This window comes from Flavobacterium luteum (assembly GCF_008806775.1).
Classification (GTDB): domain Bacteria; phylum Bacteroidota; class Bacteroidia; order Flavobacteriales; family Flavobacteriaceae; genus Flavobacterium; species Flavobacterium luteum.
On record NZ_WAEM01000007.1, the window covers coordinates 85,679 to 100,771 of the forward strand.

The window sequence follows — 15,093 nt, forward strand, 5'->3', positions numbered from 1 at the left end:
AGGGATTTTTTGGATTTTTTTCTAAAAAGCATCCTCGATTTTCAAGCAGTTCCCACTGGAGAACAAGTAATAGTTCCCTCCAACTTGTTGGTAAAACTCAATTCCAATACACTGCAAAACCGTTGTGCTTATCGTTGGTAGCACTCCACCTGGTAAAGTGACAGTAATTGTAGTGGCAGGAAGTATATCAAACAAATCCAAGTAGTTACTATATTGAATATCGCTTACCTCATTCAATTCAGCATCCATAGGATCATAACTGTTTGTGGTTCCGTTGTATTCAAAATCACTCACAACTGAAAGGGAACAAATCAAACGGAAATGTGTTGCCCCAGATGGGGGATTAACCAAATTCGCTGGATTAAATGAATCAAGTACAAACTCACCACTTTCTCTGTCAACTGTATGAGTCAAGGTGTAAGGAGCGTTGAAAACCCCATTGAAAGAAACGTTTTTGTCAAACTCAAAGCCTTTCAAGTGACTACGTTGAGTAGAGATTTCTATTTTACGATACCCCCTAGCTTCGGATTGGTCTTCAAGGTTGATTTTCTTCATAATTGAAGTTAATCTTCCAGTTACTTGGCTGTCGGCCATTTGTTTCATTACTTGAGACAAACCAGTTCGAACAGATTTCCCGGCTTTGGCACAAGCGCCAAATTCGTTCATATTCTCACGAGTTCTCTCAAATTCAGGAGCAGTCAACACTTGGTCGCCAGTTGGTCCACCAATCATTCCAGCGAAGTAGCCTTCCTGTCCTTTAATTTTGAAGTGTCGGATATCTCCAAGAGTTCCAACATACTTAATAACACCTTTTTGTCTTGCCATTTTTTTAAGATTTAAAAAGTTAATAATTAGATTAAATTCATAAGACAAATTTCAATGATTATCTTTGATTATCAATAACTTAAATAACTGTAAATCAATGCAATACAACGCAAAAGCACCGTACATAGTGGAAACCCATTGGCAAATTGAAGAAGTCCTTGACGGCGATAGCATCATCATTAGCCATCGTTTCACTAATTTGAAAAAAGAAATCCGTCTTTATGGTTTGGATGCACCAGAAGTAAAGATTAACAGAAAGATGAAAGAGGACGAAGAGAAAAGCAGTTTACCTGCTCAATTATTACTCCAATTTGGTTTGCAATCCTTGCTCTACGTTTTGTCGGTTGCACCGCCAAAAACGGTTGTAACTATCATCACTGAACAGGAGAATTATTACGACTACTGGAACAGACAATTAGGATATGTAATTTTGCCTGGTGGATTATGCTTAAATGAATTACTTTTACAAAATGGGTATGCTAAAGCAACCCAACACTATTATTGTGGCAAGCTAGCAGAGTATCAAGCGATGAACCGCCAAGCGCAGCTTAATAATATTGGGATCTATAGTCAAGTAAAAGTATTCTGATTTGTTGTACTTATGTTGTACTATAGGGTTTTAAAAATTAGAGAGTATCAATAAATACAACTCCTTACAGGCGTTAAGAAGATATATACAAGTTAGCCGTCAGTTTGGCGGAACGAAAAAGAGAAATTTAAATAAAAAAATTATGGAAATAGAAAAAAAGAATTTATTTAAAAAAGCATTTGCAATTGCATTTTTTTTCTCAATAATTGGAGCCTTATTGAAAATTAATCACACGGAAAACTCATCTGTTTTTCTAATTATTGGAATAATTTCAACTTTAATCTATATTATTATTGGAATTTACGAAGTGAATAATTCAACAAGAATAAAAAGTTCTGAAAAAGTAATGTGGACAATCGGATTTATAACGTTTAGTTTTTTTGTTGGTGTATATTATTTTATGAGCGGAAGAAAAAACATAGTTTAGAAAAAACAACAGAACTTTGAAATTATAAGTTGTGAAAATTAAAATTTATGATAAATATATTTAGTGGAATATTTAGCGAAACGATGAATGTCAAAAACTTATTAGAAAACATAAATATCGAGGTATTTACGCAAAATGAGAATATGGCAAATATTGAACCTTGGGCTATAAGTTCTGGAGGATTTAATCCAGTAATATTAAAAGTGAAAGATGAAGATTTTGAGAAAGCAAAAAAATTAATTGAGGATTACCAAAGCGGAAATCTAAACATTGAAATTGAAGAAACTGATAATAAATAAAAAACCGAACGGCTAACAGCAGTTTGGCAATATGTCGGGTTTTTGGCTTAATTTGAAGTTGGTTTTGTACTTGCAAAGTCAGTGTTTAACCGAAAGTCTAGGCTTCCTTAATCCGCCACATCGCCAAGCTGCGGGACGTTATGCGACATGTTACTTGAAAATCGGAATAAACAACATGAAAAACTTACCATCTATAATTCTTATTATCTCGATTGTTTTGACATCGTGTGAAGATTCAATGCCTGTTATCAACAAAGAATATAAACTTCAATATGATAGAAATAGTGACATTTATTTGATTAAAATTAAGAATGAAGAGACACTTATACAAGGACATATCATGTTTTATGGTTACAACAAAAATTTCATCATTGCTCAACAAAAATTTCAACAAAATATTACAGAAGCAAATCTAGCAAATAACTATAATGATCGTCGAAAAGCTGTTTTTGAAAGTAATTTATCTGCATACTATATTTTTAAAATTGATACTGACAGTGTTTTTGGACCTTTTGATAAACAGGAATATTTAAGTGTACGAGAAAGGCTTAATATACCATCCATTTTAAAATTTAATCATTCCACTCTTTCACATTATACAAATGGACAACGTAAAGATGTTGGTTATAAAATCATGGATGAAGATGTGATTGACATTAAAAATTTGAAAGGTAACGAAAGTGTAAATTCTATTTTTAACGAATAGAAAAACACGATCGCATAACAGCCACTACAACGGATTTGGGCAATTGGCTTAATGGAAAGTTGGTTTTGTATTTGGAATGATTTGGCAAATCCGAAAATAGGACTTAATTTAGTCCCAAACCCGCTGTAGCGCGAAAACGATGAGCAAAATGCCCGAAGGCACTTTGCTCAATAGGCGGGCACTTCGCTCAACTAGCCGTTTAAAGAAAGTGAAACACCTTCGTGAAGCGCCCGTCTATTAGCGGTAATGTTACGAAAAACCACTAAAATTGTAGGATGTAACAAACAATCAACTAAACTGAATTTAATATTCACTAAAATGCTTGACAAATTAATAACTGAAATAAATACTATTGCGAGTTTTTCTAAAGAAGACACTAATCTTTTTATTGAATCATTGGAAGAAAATACTATTCTAAAAGGAGAACACTTTTTAAAAGAAGGCCAAATAAGCAACAGATTCGGATATTTATCGAGCGGATTAATGATGTATTATAAAATTATTGATGGTAATGAAATACCATCTGATTTTGCATTAGAACAGGATTGGGTAGTTTCCCTGAAAAGTTTCACAACAGGTGCTGCTTCAGATATGAATATAAAGGCACTAGAAGACACCCGTGTGTTTACTTTGTCAAGTTCAAAAATGGAAGTACTATTGACTATCCAACCCAAATTTATGGCGTTGAGAAGTTACTATACAGAACTTTCATTTATACGCATTTCAAGACAGACTTATAATTTGACTACGCTGGATGCCAAACAACGCTATTATAAGTTTATGACTGATTATCCCGAGTTAATCAAAAGAGTTCCTCAATACCATATTGCAGCCTATTTGGGAATTAAACCTCAATCGTTAAGTCGAATACGTAAGTGAAAAATCATTTATTAACAAATGTGAATGAATAGCACTTTTTACTGAGCGAATTTTGCACCATCATTTTAAAACAAATAAAATCATGAAAACAAAAATTAAAAACTCAGTAAAATTAGCGTTAATCATTATGTTAACTTTAAACATGCTTAATTTACAAGCGCAAGAATGGAAAACAGACAAAAAAATAAATGTGCTGTTTGGATTAACGCAACCTATAGTAGCTAGAGGCTTCAATATCGAAGGCAACTTGATCTACAATCGATTCATTTTTGATTACTCCCATGGTGTTTCTTTAGATTATTCCGGAAATACCGTAACAACCGACTTAAAAAGACAAGGTGTGGCAGTCCATATTCCTTGGACAACAGGATTCGGAATAGGCTATCGTGTAAAAGAATGGATAAATATTAGAGTAGAACCAAAATGGCATCGTTTTGAATATTATTATGAAGGCGAATCAAAAAATATTGGCAATCAAATCATTTCGTACAATACCATGAGTTTAGGTATCGGTGTATATGGCAACTATCAACCCTTTAAAAACAAATCATCATCTCTACGTGGTATTACGATTGCACCTAGTATTAGATTTTGGCCAACTATCGCTTCTTCTTTAGAAGGAAATAAATATAGTTACTACAATAAGAAAACGATGATGACGGAAGAAATCAAAACGCAAGACCCTGGTTTCAACGCAACACCATGGGTGTTTAACGTGAGTATCGGGTATTCTTTTGATATTAAAAAGAAAAAATAAGGATGGCGATTTAAGACAAAGTACTCATACAAAGAAAAAATAGAATTTAATTACAACTAATTTAAAATACTCCAAAATGGCAATAGAAATAAAAACAGAAATACTAATAAATGCACAACCAGAAAAAGTCTGGGCAATTCTTACTGACTTCAAAAGTTATCCGAATTGGAATCCGTTTATAAAATCAATTATAGGTGATGTAAAAGTTGGAAATAAAATAACTGTAAGAATTGAACCTCCAAATACAAAAGGAATGACATTTAAACCAAAAGTTTTGACCTTTGAAACTAATAAGGAGTTAAAATGGCTTGGAAATTTATTGTTTGCGGGCCTTTTTGATGGAGAACATAAATTTGAACTTATTGACAACAGAAATGGAATAACAACTTTTAAGCAAAGTGAAAAATTTGCAGGAATACTTGTTCCGCTTTTCAAAAAACAACTTGACAATAACACGAAAAAAGGATTTGAAGAAATGAACAGTAAATTGAAAGGATTGGTAGAACAAAAATAAACACTACCGCTAACAGCCGTCACGACTCATTGCTCGATTTCGTTAGCCGCAACATTTTCTTCACGAAAAAATTCTATCTTAGTGGAAAAAATCGCGGTTCGCTTATCCGCAACAAGACGTGGCGGCGAACCGTTAGAGGTAATTCTACAAATAACAGGAGAATTCAAGAACCTAACGCAGCATAGATAGAAATTATGGATAATGAGAAATTAAAAAAAGAAATAGGGGTCGGTGCGCTAAGTCTTGCCATAATAAACATGACTATTGGAACAGGGATTTTTGTAATTCCTGCAATTATAGCAGAAAATCTTGGAGCAGCTGCAATTGTGGCTTACTTAGTTTGTGGCGCTCTTATGTTTTTAATTGCGCTATGTTTTGCTGAAGTTGGGAGTAAAGTAACCACAAGCGGTGGAACTTATGCCTACATTGAAACCGCATTTGGTCCTTATGCTGGATTTATAGCCAATAACCTGTTTTTGTATGGGTCGTCAATACTATCTGATGCCGCTGTTGCAAATGGACTTGCAGATACTCTGAAATATTTTTTCCCTTCTCTTGGAACTGAACGCTACAGGATTTTATTTTTTATATTTCTATTTGGTATCCTTGCATTAATTAACATCCGAAGCGTTAAAAATGGTTTGAGGTTTATAGAACTGGCAACTTTTGTTAAACTAATTCCTTTACTTTTTCTAATTGTTGTCGGAACTCAATATATTGCATCAGAAAACTTAGAATGGACTATTATTCCAAATGTCAGTAACATTGGGTCCGCTTCTTTGCTTTTAATGTTTGCCTTTTTGGGAATAGAAGTTCCAATGAGTAATAGTGGCGAAATAAAGAATGCAAAGCGTACCATTCCGCTTGGTATATTTTTTGGCATTGCTGCGGTACTCATAATATATATAGCTATTCAAGTGGTATCTCAAGGTATTTTAGGTACTACACTTGCCACACATAAAGATGCTCCATTAGGAGCCGTTGCAGAAATTATTATGGGAAAATCGGGAATTATTTTAATGATAATAGCTATAGCTGTATCCATGATTGGTTGTTTAAGTGGTGCCATATTTTCAAACCCACGAGTACTTTATGCTGGAGCAAATGATGGTATAATGCCAAAACTATTTGGGAAAGTTCATACTAAATTTTATACCCCTCATATAGCTATTCTATTTTATGCAACTATGGGTTTATTGTTTGCGTCCTTAGGAGGATTTAAACAACTGGCTATTATTTCTGGAGCTGCTACTTTACTGATTTATCTTGGTGTGGTATTAGCAACTCTAAAATTAAGAAAAAGGAATTCGTTAACTTCTGAAAAAACGTTTCGCATACCTGGCGGTATTATAGTTCCGCTTCTTGCAATTGTTGTAATTCTGTGGCTTCTTTCCAATTTGTCAAAACAGGAATTTATAGGTATATCCATTTTCATTGTCCTATTTTCTCTAATTTACCTTGCAATAAAAGTGATTAAGAAAAACCATTAATTTATAAGTGGTATTTGGTTAGGTGCTAAGTTAAAAATGCAGTGCATTTAACAATCAATATCACGAACCGCTATTCGAGTAGACGGCTCCGACAGAAACTGACAGAGGGCGCCTCTCCCAACACCGAACAAAAGGTTACTCATGTGTTTTATTTGATATAGAAATTCGTGATAACGCTTTCGAAAAATTCTAAGCCAGCCATCATGATAAAATACTTTTGACAACCTAAAAGACAACTGTCAACAGTACTAAGTCAAGAAGAACACAAAGCTAAGAAAATGCAATTTTGAATTTTTTTAAAGACACAACTAATATGAACAATTAAATAAAGCAAACCGCAAACAATTGCCAAACGCAATCGCTAGAATTGAGTTTTAGGACGCTTTTTCTTCCTATATTTTTCTCCTATTAGAGAAAACTGGGTTCCTTAGCCTTGACTGCGTCTTTCAGAGGAACGCTATAGCCAATTTTACAGACTCACATTACAGACAGAAATGGAATTTAATCCTCCATTTGTTGATGAAATCCGAAGTGTACGCTGTTTTTATCACTTTATCAGCTTCAATTTATCATTTCAAAAGGGTGTATAATTAAATTTCTGTACATCTTTTATTTAACTTATGTACATCTTTTTATAAATTTCTATACATCTTTTATATGATTACTGTATATCTTTTTGTAAATTTGTAAGGTCGCTTTCCTTTTTATAAACGAACAAACAAAAAAGTATGTCAGTATCATTCAAATTAGTTCCCAAACAAAACAATTTAGTATCTCCGCCCGAAATAAAATATTATCCGTGTGCCGTTAGCAAAGGTGAGGCTGATTTAGACAGTCTGGCTGATGTTGTTTCTTCTCGTTCCTCTATGAGCAAAGCCGACTGTTATGGGGTGATGATAGGCTTAACTGAGGCCATAGGGGAAGCATTAGCTGATGGCAAAATTGTGAGAATTGATGCTTTAGGCACTTTTAAAATCACGATTCAGGGAACGGCTTCAGAAACCCAAACCGAACTGGGTAAAGCCACCATCAAGGGAACAAAGATTGTTTACAGCCCTTCTAAGAAAATGAAAAAACGGTTAGAAAACATTAATTTTAAGAGGTTGAGATAAATGTTAACTAAAAATTCCTAACAACATTTCTTTATACAAATCATGAAGCGGTAATGCATTTGCACCAACGCCTTTACTTTTGACATCAACATTGCGCAGGGACGCTACAATTTGACTTACTTTTTTCATTGGATAATTTTTAAGTGCTACGTCATAATCTTTTAAAAAGAAAGGATTTACGCCAAGAACTTTAGCTACATTATTAGGATTTTTATCTTTTAATCCGTGATACTTTAATAGCTGAACATAAAAACTAAAAACCAGTCCAACTACCATTACTATATTATTTTCTTTAGGGTTTTCAGCAAAATAGTTTACAATTTTATAACTTTTCAGTTGATTGCGTTCGCCAAGCGATTTTCTCAATTCAAAAACATTAAAGTCTTTACTAAAACCAATATTTTCCTCAATATGCATGGCTGTAATCATACTACCCTTAGGCAATATAATTTGTAACTTTTCTAATTCGTTATTTATTTTACTCAAATCGGTTCCTAAGAATTCTACCAACATCGCTGATGCCTTAGGTTCGATAGTGTAATTTTTACCTTGTAATACCCGTTTTATCCACTCGCCTACTTGGTTTTCATACAATTTTTTACTTTCGTATATCAAACCCGATTTAGCCAACTCCTTTGTTACTTTTTTACGTTTGTCTAGTGTTTTATATTTATAACAAATGACCAAAACCGTTGAAAGCATTGGATTTTCGGCATAACTTTCTAATTTGTCGATTGTTTTGGTTAAATCTTGTGCTTCTTTAATAATTACAACCTGACGTTCAGCCATCATAGGATATCGTTTTGCTGTAGAAATAATATCTTCTACAGTCACATCACGTCCGTACAAAACCGTTTGATTAAAACTTTTCTCCTCTTCGGTTAGTACATGCTCTTCAATATAATCAGACAACTTATCAATATAATAGGGTTCTTCTCCCATCAAAAAATAGATAGGTTTTATGTTTCCGGCCTTGATATCGTTTACAATTTTTACAACCTCATCCATAAAAATGTTGATTTGATTATTCGTTTATTCGAAATTTGGGATTTAAAATATTATTTTTGCGGCATGCAACCACTCAATTTTTCATCCTATAACTTTCGTTTCAAAAATAGTGAAAATAAAGTCGCTATCTTTGATGAAATCAGGAAAAAATTTATCATTCTCACACCAGAGGAATGGGTGCGTCAGCATGTTGTTCAGTTCTTGTTACAGGAAAAAAAATATCCAAAGTCACACATTAATGTCGAGAAACTACTTAAAATTAATGATGTAAAAAAGCGATACGATGTCGTGGTTTTTAATGCCGATGGTAGCATACGCATATTAATAGAATGTAAAGCACCCGAAATTAAAATTGCTCAAAATACTTTTGATCAAATAGCGAGATACAATCTAACTTTAAGGGCTGAATTTTTAATGGTAACCAACGGACATAATCATTACTTTTGCCAAATGGATTTTGATAATGAAAAGTATCATTTTATGAAGGAGCTTCCTCATTTCGAAACTAATACCACTAAATTGTAAATTTGAAAATAGCTGTCGTTATACTGAATTGGAACGGATCTAAACTATTAGAACGGTTTTTGCCATCACTATTAAAATATTCTCCTGAAGCGACAATTTATGTTGCCGATAATGCATCGACCGACAATTCTATTTCCGTTTTAAAAGCTAATTTTCCGACAGTACAAATTATAGAAAACAAAGAAAATTTCGGTTTTGCTGGCGGCTATAATGAGGCTTTAAAATACATCGAAGCCGATATTTACGCTTTAGTCAATTCGGATATTGAAGTGACTGAAAACTGGTTGCAACCAATACTGGAAACGTTTAGTAACGAACCTACAACAGCTATCATTCAGCCTAAAATTTTAGATTATAAAAACAAAGACTATTTTGAATATGCAGGCGCAGCTGGCGGATTTATTGATAAATATGGCTATCCCTTTTGCCGAGGTCGCATTTTTGAAACCCTAGAAAAAGATACCCAACAATACAATGACGATTGTGACATTTTTTGGGCATCTGGGGCGTGTTTTTTTATTAGAAGTTCCGTTTACAAATTACTAAAGGGTTTTGATGCCGATTTTTTTGCACATCAGGAAGAAATTGATTTGTGTTGGCGAGCTTATAATAAAGGCTATACCATTACATACAATTCCAAATCAGTAGTATATCATGTAGGTGGAGCTACTTTGCAAAAAGGGAACCCTAAAAAAACTTTTTTGAATTTTAGAAATTCCTTATTAATGCTTGTTAAAAATTTACCCAAATCCTCTTTATACAGCACCCTTTTCATACGAATGGTTTTAGACGGTATTGCCGCAATAAAATTTATCAGTCAAGGTAATTTTTCGCATGGGTTTGCAGTTTTAAAAGCGCACTATTCTTTTTATTGTCTTTTTTCTGAAAACTATAAAAAAAGAGATGTTGTTCAAAAACAAACATACTATAAAACAAAAAGTATCGTTTTTACCTATTATGTTAAAAGTGGCACTGTTTTTGAAAAACTATTTTAACATTTCTTTAAATCCTATTAGAATTGGTAGAAATTTATTTTAACAGTAACTTTGCACAATAATTAAAACCCTTTTTATGAAAAGAATCATTTTAGCTCTATCATTAGTTGCCTTGCTAACAACTTCATGTGGAACAAAAAAGAAAATTGCAGCCTTAGAGAGCAAAAACAAAGAGATTCAGGATTTGTTGAATTCTTGTACTGTAAAATTAAATACGTGTTTGACGGAGAAAGAATCCATGTCAAGCCAAATGGAGTTTTTAAAGAAAAACAATTCCGATTTGATTAACAACATGGGGAACATGACCACTCTATCTACTAAAGGTGCTCAAAACATTGAGAAAGCTTTAGAAACCATTAAAGAAAAAGACTTGAAAATTTCAAGAATGCAGGATGCTCTTACTAAAAAAGATAGTGTAACATTAGCTTTAGTAACAAGCATAAAAAGTTCTGTAGGCGTTTCTGATCCAGATATTGAAGTAAACGTAGAAAAAGGCGTTGTATTTATTTCTATTGCTGATAAACTATTGTTTAAAAGTGGTAGTTATAATGTAAGCGATAAAGCAAAAGGCGTATTAGCTAAAGTAGCTAAAATCATCAATGACAAACCTACTTTTGAATGTATGGTAGAAGGTCACACTGACAATGTTCCTTATATAGGAAATGGTGTTTTAATTGACAACTGGGATTTAAGCGTAAAGCGTTCTACAGCTATTGTAAGAGTGCTTACTAAAGATTTAGGAGTAAAACCATCTCAATTAATTGCAGCGGGAAGAAGCGAATTTATTCCTTTAGTTCAGAACAATACTGCTGAAAACAGAGGCATAAATAGAAGAACTCGAATTGTAATTCTTCCTAAAATTGATGAGTTTTATGAAATGATTGAAAAAGAAATGAAGAAACAACAATAGTTTCAGATTTTAAAAATATCCAAAACGTCCTGAGAAATCAGGACGTTTTTTTTGGTAAAAACAAAAAAACTATCTAAAAATTAGTGTTTTACATATAAATTATTTATTTTTAATATACTCATAAACTACACTTTATAAGTAGCGAAAACGTTTATTTCTTCTTCTCAAATACTAAAGCAATGATTAATCTTCGGAAAATATCAGCAACTAGCTTAATAGTATACAGTTTTTTTATTTTTAGCTGTAAAGTCTCCGCACAACAAGTTCCATCAGATTCATTTTATTTTGAATTTCATACAGCAATACAAAACAGTTTTGGTCCTTCTGAAAATCAAGCAGAAATAGTTGGTGGTTATAATCCTAATTCTTATGATGAAAAAGAACATCTTATCACGGGTTTTAAGGAATGTTTTGTTCCCGAAATAGTTTTAGGATATCAAAAAAAAAATATAAAACTGCAAAGTTCAATAGGTTATTATAAACAAGATATCGGGCTCATTCAAAATTTTGAAAAAGTAGAATATCCTTTTCTATTGTCCAATATGCTTTTCGTCAAAGTCTCTGCATTATATCAGCTGAGTAATTCAGAAAAAAAAGGATTTTACGGACTTTACACTGGAGTTTTTATTGGTACGGCCATCCCAACTTCCAATGCACTTAATGCACAAACAAAAGCTGAATTTGGCATTGATGATTTTCGTCCTGCTACACAATTTAACTGGGGAATAGATGTAAAATACAATTTACAATTAGGCAAAAAAGGTTTATACGTTTTGGGAGGAACTTCATTAACTTTTCCAGGAATAATTGGTTCATTAGGTTATATTGAACTCCTTCCTTCATCGTCTTATACTATCGTTAGAGATGAAATCAAGATGCATTCAATCAACCTCTTTTGTGGATTTGGATTCCAACTGGAAAAAAATAGTAAAAAATTGAATCCCAATTAGTTCTACAAAAGGCTGCATTCTTATAATCTGAATACTAAAGAATATCCAAACTTCCTTTGCCTTCTCTTACTACAATAGGCTCATGACCTGACAAATCAATAATGGTTGAACCCATATTGTCACCATAGCCCCCATCAACAACCATATCGACACGATTTTGCCATTTTTCAAAAATGAGTTCTGGATCTGTAGAATATTCCAATACTTCATCATCGTCTCGAATAGAAGTTGAAACTATTGGATTACCCAACATTTTTACAATCTCTAAGGCAATCGCATTATCTGGAATACGAATTCCGACCGTTGTTTTCTTTTTGAATTCCTTTGGTAAGTTGTTATTGCCCGGTAAAATAAAAGTATATGGTCCGGGCAAAGCTCTTTTTAATAACTTAAAAGTAGCCGTATCAATTTGCTTAACATAATCAGATAAATTACTTAAATCATTACAGATGAACGAAAAATTCGCTTTTTCTAACTTGACTCCTTTAATTTTTGCAATACGTTCTAAGGCTTTGGTATTCGTAATATCGCAACCCAAACCATAAACGGTATCCGTAGGGTAAATTACCAAGCCTCCATTCTTTAGTACCTCAACTACTTTTTTAATGGCAGCCTCATTGGGTTTGTCTTCGTATATTTTTATGAATTGTGACATGATTAATTTAAGATTTAAGAATTGTGATTTAGGAATTACCCAATCACATCCAATTTGGCAAATCGCAACAATAACTTTTTAATTCCACCCACTTCAAACTTAATTTCGGCTTTTTTGTCGGCTCCCACGCCTTCAAGGTTGATGACTTCGCCTTTTCCGAAACGTTCGTGCATGACTACATTGCCAACGGTGAGTTTATTATCAAATAAATTGGCACTTCCTGAAGGTGCATTGCTGGAAACGGGTTTCAATTTCCGAATATTGATGTCTGATTTTGGTTCGTTATCCGTAATATATTTTGGTGGCGTTCCTCCTATTGGTTTTGCCAATCGCAATTTTGATTTATCGACATCTCCAAAGATATCACTGTCAATCATAGGTTTGTATCTGTAATTTGTTTCCTCTGCTGTGAGGTATTCCAGATATTCACCATTAATTTCTTCAATAAAACGCGAAGGTTCACTATCGGTCAATTTTCCCCAACGGTAACGCGATTGCGCATACGTCAAATAGGCTTGTTTTTCGGCACGAGTTAAAGCCACATAAAACAATCGACGTTCTTCTTCCAGTTCGCTTCGTGTACTCATACTCATGGCACTTGGAAACAAATCTTCTTCCATTCCTACCACAAAAACATAGGGAAATTCTAACCCTTTTGCCAAATGTATGGTCATCAAAGCTACACGGTCTTCATCGGAAGTGTCTTTGTCTAAATCGGTTGCCAAGGCGACATCTTCCATAAATTCAGACAAGGCTCCACGGGCACCATCAATTTCTTTTTGCCCTTCGGTAAAGTCTTTAATACCGTTTAAAAGTTCTTCTATATTCTGAATTTTGGCAATTCCTTCGGGTGTGGCATCTTTCTTTAATTCCTGAACCAATCCTGTTTTTTTAGAAACATGATCGGCTAAATAAAAAGCATCTTGGTTCTCATTTATGACTTGAAAACTCTGAATCATCGTTACAAAATCCTGTAACTTTTGCTTGGTTCCAGAGTTGAGTTTTAAATCTATTTTATCGATGTTTTGCATCACTTCAAAAATAGAACGTCTGTAATGATTAGCAGCTATCGTGAGTTTTTCGACAGTGGTATCACCAATTCCACGCGCGGGATAATTAATGACACGAATTAATGCTTCTTCGTCTTTTGGATTAATGACCAATCGCAAATAGCACAAAACATCTTTAATTTCCTTGCGTTGATAAAACGACAACCCTCCATAAATTCGATACGGAATATCTCGCTTTCTCAGCGCATCTTCCATAGCACGCGATTGCGCATTGGTACGGTACAAAATGGCAAATTGACCGTTTATCATTTGATTTTGCATTTTTTGTTCCCAAATGGTACTGGCTACAAATCGACCTTCTTCACTATCGGTTATACTGCGATGGACTTTTATTTTGTTTCCAAAATCGTTTGCCGTCCAAACCACTTTGTCTAATTTGGTTTTATTTTTATCGATAATCGAATTAGCGGCTTCTACAATATTTTTGGTAGAACGGTAATTTTGTTCCAATCGATAGGTTTTTACGCCTTCATAATCTTTCTGAAAATTTAAGATGTTATTGATATTCGCGCCACGAAAAGCATAAATACTTTGTGCATCGTCACCAACGACACAAATATTCTGAAATCTATCGGATAAAGCACGAACAATTAAATATTGTGAATGATTGGTATCTTGGTACTCATCGACTAAAATGTATCTGAAACGGTCTTGGTATTTGGCTAAAACATCAGGAAAACGATTCAATAACTCATTGGTTTTTAATAACAAATCATCAAAATCCATTGCGCCAGATTTGAAACAACGCTCAACATAATTTTGATAAATTTCACCCAGTCGAGGCTTTTTAGACATAGCATCTTGCTCTTGCAATTCGGGGTTATTGAAATAGGCTTTTACCGTAATTAAGGAGTTTTTATAAGAGGATATTCTACTTAAAATTTGTTTGGGTTTGTAAATATCTTTGTCCAATTGCATTTCTTTTATGACTGCCGAAATCAATCGAACGGAATCCTGCGTATCATAAATAGTGAAATTAGAAGGATAACCCAATTTATCTGCTTCTGAACGAAGAATTCGAGCAAAAACCGAGTGAAACGTTCCCATCCATAGGTTTTTAGCTTCGCTGGCACCTACTATTTGCGAGATACGATTTTTCATTTCTCGTGCCGCCTTATTCGTAAAAGTCAATGCTAAAATACTGAATGCATCTACACCAAGGCTCATCAAATAGGCTATTCGAATAGTTAAAACACGTGTTTTTCCTGAGCCAGCTCCTGCAATAATAATCATAGGACCGTCTTTTTGGAGAACAGGTTCTTGTTGGGCTTCGTTGAGTTGGCTAATGTATTGCTGCATTTCTAAAATGGAATTGTTGTATGCAAAAATAGCGATTTAGAATGAAGAATTTAGAGCATCGAGGCATTTCCTTTTAGAATTTA

At 33.7% G+C, this 15,093-nt stretch carries 17 protein-coding genes; 13 read left to right on the plus strand and 4 right to left on the minus strand.

The window, feature by feature from the left end; genetic code table 11:
- Nucleotides 1–21 precede the first annotated feature (21 nt).
- On the minus strand, nucleotides 22–825 hold the full coding sequence (locus F6464_RS12180; protein ID WP_151108210.1) for a hypothetical protein: 804 nt from the start codon (nucleotides 823–825) through the stop codon (nucleotides 22–24).
- 97 nt (nucleotides 826–922) lie between these two features.
- On the opposite strand from F6464_RS12180, the gene F6464_RS12185 reads away from it, so the two are divergent.
- From F6464_RS12185 to F6464_RS12225, 9 genes are all read left to right on the plus strand, one after another.
- Nucleotides 923–1,414 (plus strand): thermonuclease family protein, encoded by a 492-nt coding sequence (locus F6464_RS12185; RefSeq protein ID WP_151108212.1) that lies wholly within the window; start codon nucleotides 923–925, stop codon nucleotides 1,412–1,414.
- Nucleotides 1,415–1,556: 142 nt separating this feature from the next.
- Entirely contained in the window at nucleotides 1,557–1,841 is a 285-nt protein-coding gene (locus F6464_RS12190) for a GldL-related protein (protein ID WP_151108214.1), read from the plus strand.
- A gap of 47 nt (nucleotides 1,842–1,888) precedes the next feature.
- Complete coding sequence (locus tag F6464_RS12195) at nucleotides 1,889–2,140, plus strand: putative signal transducing protein (RefSeq protein WP_151108216.1); 252 nt, start codon at nucleotides 1,889–1,891, stop codon at nucleotides 2,138–2,140.
- 175 nt (nucleotides 2,141–2,315) lie between these two features.
- A complete protein-coding gene (locus tag F6464_RS12200) occupies nucleotides 2,316–2,846 on the plus strand; it encodes a DUF3997 domain-containing protein (RefSeq protein WP_191963383.1) in 531 nt (176 codons plus the stop codon).
- A gap of 318 nt (nucleotides 2,847–3,164) precedes the next feature.
- Nucleotides 3,165–3,725: a Crp/Fnr family transcriptional regulator gene (locus F6464_RS12205; protein ID WP_151108220.1), complete on the plus strand. Its 561-nt coding sequence runs from the start codon at nucleotides 3,165–3,167 to the stop codon at nucleotides 3,723–3,725.
- 82 nt (nucleotides 3,726–3,807) lie between these two features.
- Entirely contained in the window at nucleotides 3,808–4,482 is a 675-nt protein-coding gene (locus F6464_RS12210) for a hypothetical protein (RefSeq protein ID WP_151108221.1), read from the plus strand.
- A gap of 76 nt (nucleotides 4,483–4,558) precedes the next feature.
- Nucleotides 4,559–4,996 (plus strand): SRPBCC domain-containing protein, encoded by a 438-nt coding sequence (locus tag F6464_RS12215; RefSeq protein WP_151108223.1) that lies wholly within the window; start codon nucleotides 4,559–4,561, stop codon nucleotides 4,994–4,996.
- Between the two features lie 194 nt (nucleotides 4,997–5,190).
- Entirely contained in the window at nucleotides 5,191–6,486 is a 1,296-nt protein-coding gene (locus F6464_RS12220; protein WP_151108225.1) for an APC family permease, read from the plus strand.
- Between the two features lie 728 nt (nucleotides 6,487–7,214).
- Nucleotides 7,215–7,598, plus strand: a complete 384-nt coding sequence (locus F6464_RS12225) for an HU family DNA-binding protein (protein ID WP_151108227.1) — start codon at nucleotides 7,215–7,217, stop codon at nucleotides 7,596–7,598.
- A 3-nt stretch (nucleotides 7,599–7,601) separates the two neighbouring features.
- On the opposite strand, the gene holA is transcribed toward F6464_RS12225, so the two are convergent.
- A complete protein-coding gene (gene holA, locus F6464_RS12230) occupies nucleotides 7,602–8,606 on the minus strand; it encodes a DNA polymerase III subunit delta (RefSeq protein ID WP_151108228.1) in 1,005 nt (334 codons plus the stop codon).
- A 63-nt stretch (nucleotides 8,607–8,669) separates the two neighbouring features.
- On the opposite strand from holA, the gene F6464_RS12235 reads away from it, so the two are divergent.
- From F6464_RS12235 to F6464_RS12250, 4 genes are all read left to right on the plus strand, one after another.
- Nucleotides 8,670–9,131 carry a type I restriction enzyme HsdR N-terminal domain-containing protein gene (locus F6464_RS12235; RefSeq protein WP_151108286.1) on the plus strand — a complete coding sequence of 154 codons (462 nt, stop codon included), beginning with the start codon at nucleotides 8,670–8,672 and terminating at the stop codon, nucleotides 9,129–9,131.
- Nucleotides 9,132–9,133: 2 nt separating this feature from the next.
- A complete protein-coding gene (locus F6464_RS12240; protein ID WP_151108229.1) occupies nucleotides 9,134–10,126 on the plus strand; it encodes a glycosyltransferase family 2 protein in 993 nt (330 codons plus the stop codon).
- 76 nt (nucleotides 10,127–10,202) lie between these two features.
- Nucleotides 10,203–11,036 (plus strand): OmpA/MotB family protein, encoded by an 834-nt coding sequence (locus F6464_RS12245; protein WP_151108230.1) that lies wholly within the window; start codon nucleotides 10,203–10,205, stop codon nucleotides 11,034–11,036.
- Nucleotides 11,037–11,215: 179 nt separating this feature from the next.
- On the plus strand, nucleotides 11,216–11,986 hold the full coding sequence (locus tag F6464_RS12250; RefSeq protein ID WP_151108231.1) for a hypothetical protein: 771 nt from the start codon (nucleotides 11,216–11,218) through the stop codon (nucleotides 11,984–11,986).
- Nucleotides 11,987–12,020: 34 nt separating this feature from the next.
- Here F6464_RS12250 and F6464_RS12255 read toward each other — a convergent pair whose 3' ends face one another.
- Both F6464_RS12255 and F6464_RS12260 read right to left on the minus strand, forming a co-directional pair.
- Nucleotides 12,021–12,641, minus strand: coding sequence for an L-threonylcarbamoyladenylate synthase (locus F6464_RS12255; protein ID WP_151108232.1), 621 nt, complete (start codon nucleotides 12,639–12,641; stop codon nucleotides 12,021–12,023).
- A 35-nt stretch (nucleotides 12,642–12,676) separates the two neighbouring features.
- Nucleotides 12,677–15,010, minus strand: a complete 2,334-nt coding sequence (locus tag F6464_RS12260) for an ATP-dependent helicase (protein ID WP_151108233.1) — start codon at nucleotides 15,008–15,010, stop codon at nucleotides 12,677–12,679.
- Nucleotides 15,011–15,093: the final 83 nt, after the last annotated feature.

What these genes read in the sequence shown, in the direction of transcription:
- F6464_RS12180 (WP_151108210.1), bottom strand. Translation starts at nt 825, where the DNA reads ATGGCAAGACAAAAAGGTGTTATTAAGTATGTTGGAACTCTTGGAGAT.
- F6464_RS12185 (WP_151108212.1), top strand. Translation starts at nt 923, where the DNA reads ATGCAATACAACGCAAAAGCACCGTACATAGTGGAAACCCATTGGCAA.
- F6464_RS12190 (WP_151108214.1), top strand. Translation starts at nt 1,557, where the DNA reads ATGGAAATAGAAAAAAAGAATTTATTTAAAAAAGCATTTGCAATTGCA.
- F6464_RS12195 (WP_151108216.1), top strand. Translation starts at nt 1,889, where the DNA reads ATGATAAATATATTTAGTGGAATATTTAGCGAAACGATGAATGTCAAA.
- F6464_RS12200 (WP_191963383.1), top strand. Translation starts at nt 2,316, where the DNA reads ATGAAAAACTTACCATCTATAATTCTTATTATCTCGATTGTTTTGACA.
- F6464_RS12205 (WP_151108220.1), top strand. Translation starts at nt 3,165, where the DNA reads ATGCTTGACAAATTAATAACTGAAATAAATACTATTGCGAGTTTTTCT.
- F6464_RS12210 (WP_151108221.1), top strand. Translation starts at nt 3,808, where the DNA reads ATGAAAACAAAAATTAAAAACTCAGTAAAATTAGCGTTAATCATTATG.
- F6464_RS12215 (WP_151108223.1), top strand. Translation starts at nt 4,559, where the DNA reads ATGGCAATAGAAATAAAAACAGAAATACTAATAAATGCACAACCAGAA.
- F6464_RS12220 (WP_151108225.1), top strand. Translation starts at nt 5,191, where the DNA reads ATGGATAATGAGAAATTAAAAAAAGAAATAGGGGTCGGTGCGCTAAGT.
- F6464_RS12225 (WP_151108227.1), top strand. Translation starts at nt 7,215, where the DNA reads ATGTCAGTATCATTCAAATTAGTTCCCAAACAAAACAATTTAGTATCT.
- holA (WP_151108228.1), bottom strand. Translation starts at nt 8,606, where the DNA reads ATGGATGAGGTTGTAAAAATTGTAAACGATATCAAGGCCGGAAACATA.
- F6464_RS12235 (WP_151108286.1), top strand. Translation starts at nt 8,670, where the DNA reads ATGCAACCACTCAATTTTTCATCCTATAACTTTCGTTTCAAAAATAGT.
- F6464_RS12245 (WP_151108230.1), top strand. Translation starts at nt 10,203, where the DNA reads ATGAAAAGAATCATTTTAGCTCTATCATTAGTTGCCTTGCTAACAACT.
- F6464_RS12250 (WP_151108231.1), top strand. Translation starts at nt 11,216, where the DNA reads ATGATTAATCTTCGGAAAATATCAGCAACTAGCTTAATAGTATACAGT.
- F6464_RS12255 (WP_151108232.1), bottom strand. Translation starts at nt 12,641, where the DNA reads ATGTCACAATTCATAAAAATATACGAAGACAAACCCAATGAGGCTGCC.
- F6464_RS12260 (WP_151108233.1), bottom strand. Translation starts at nt 15,010, where the DNA reads ATGCAGCAATACATTAGCCAACTCAACGAAGCCCAACAAGAACCTGTT.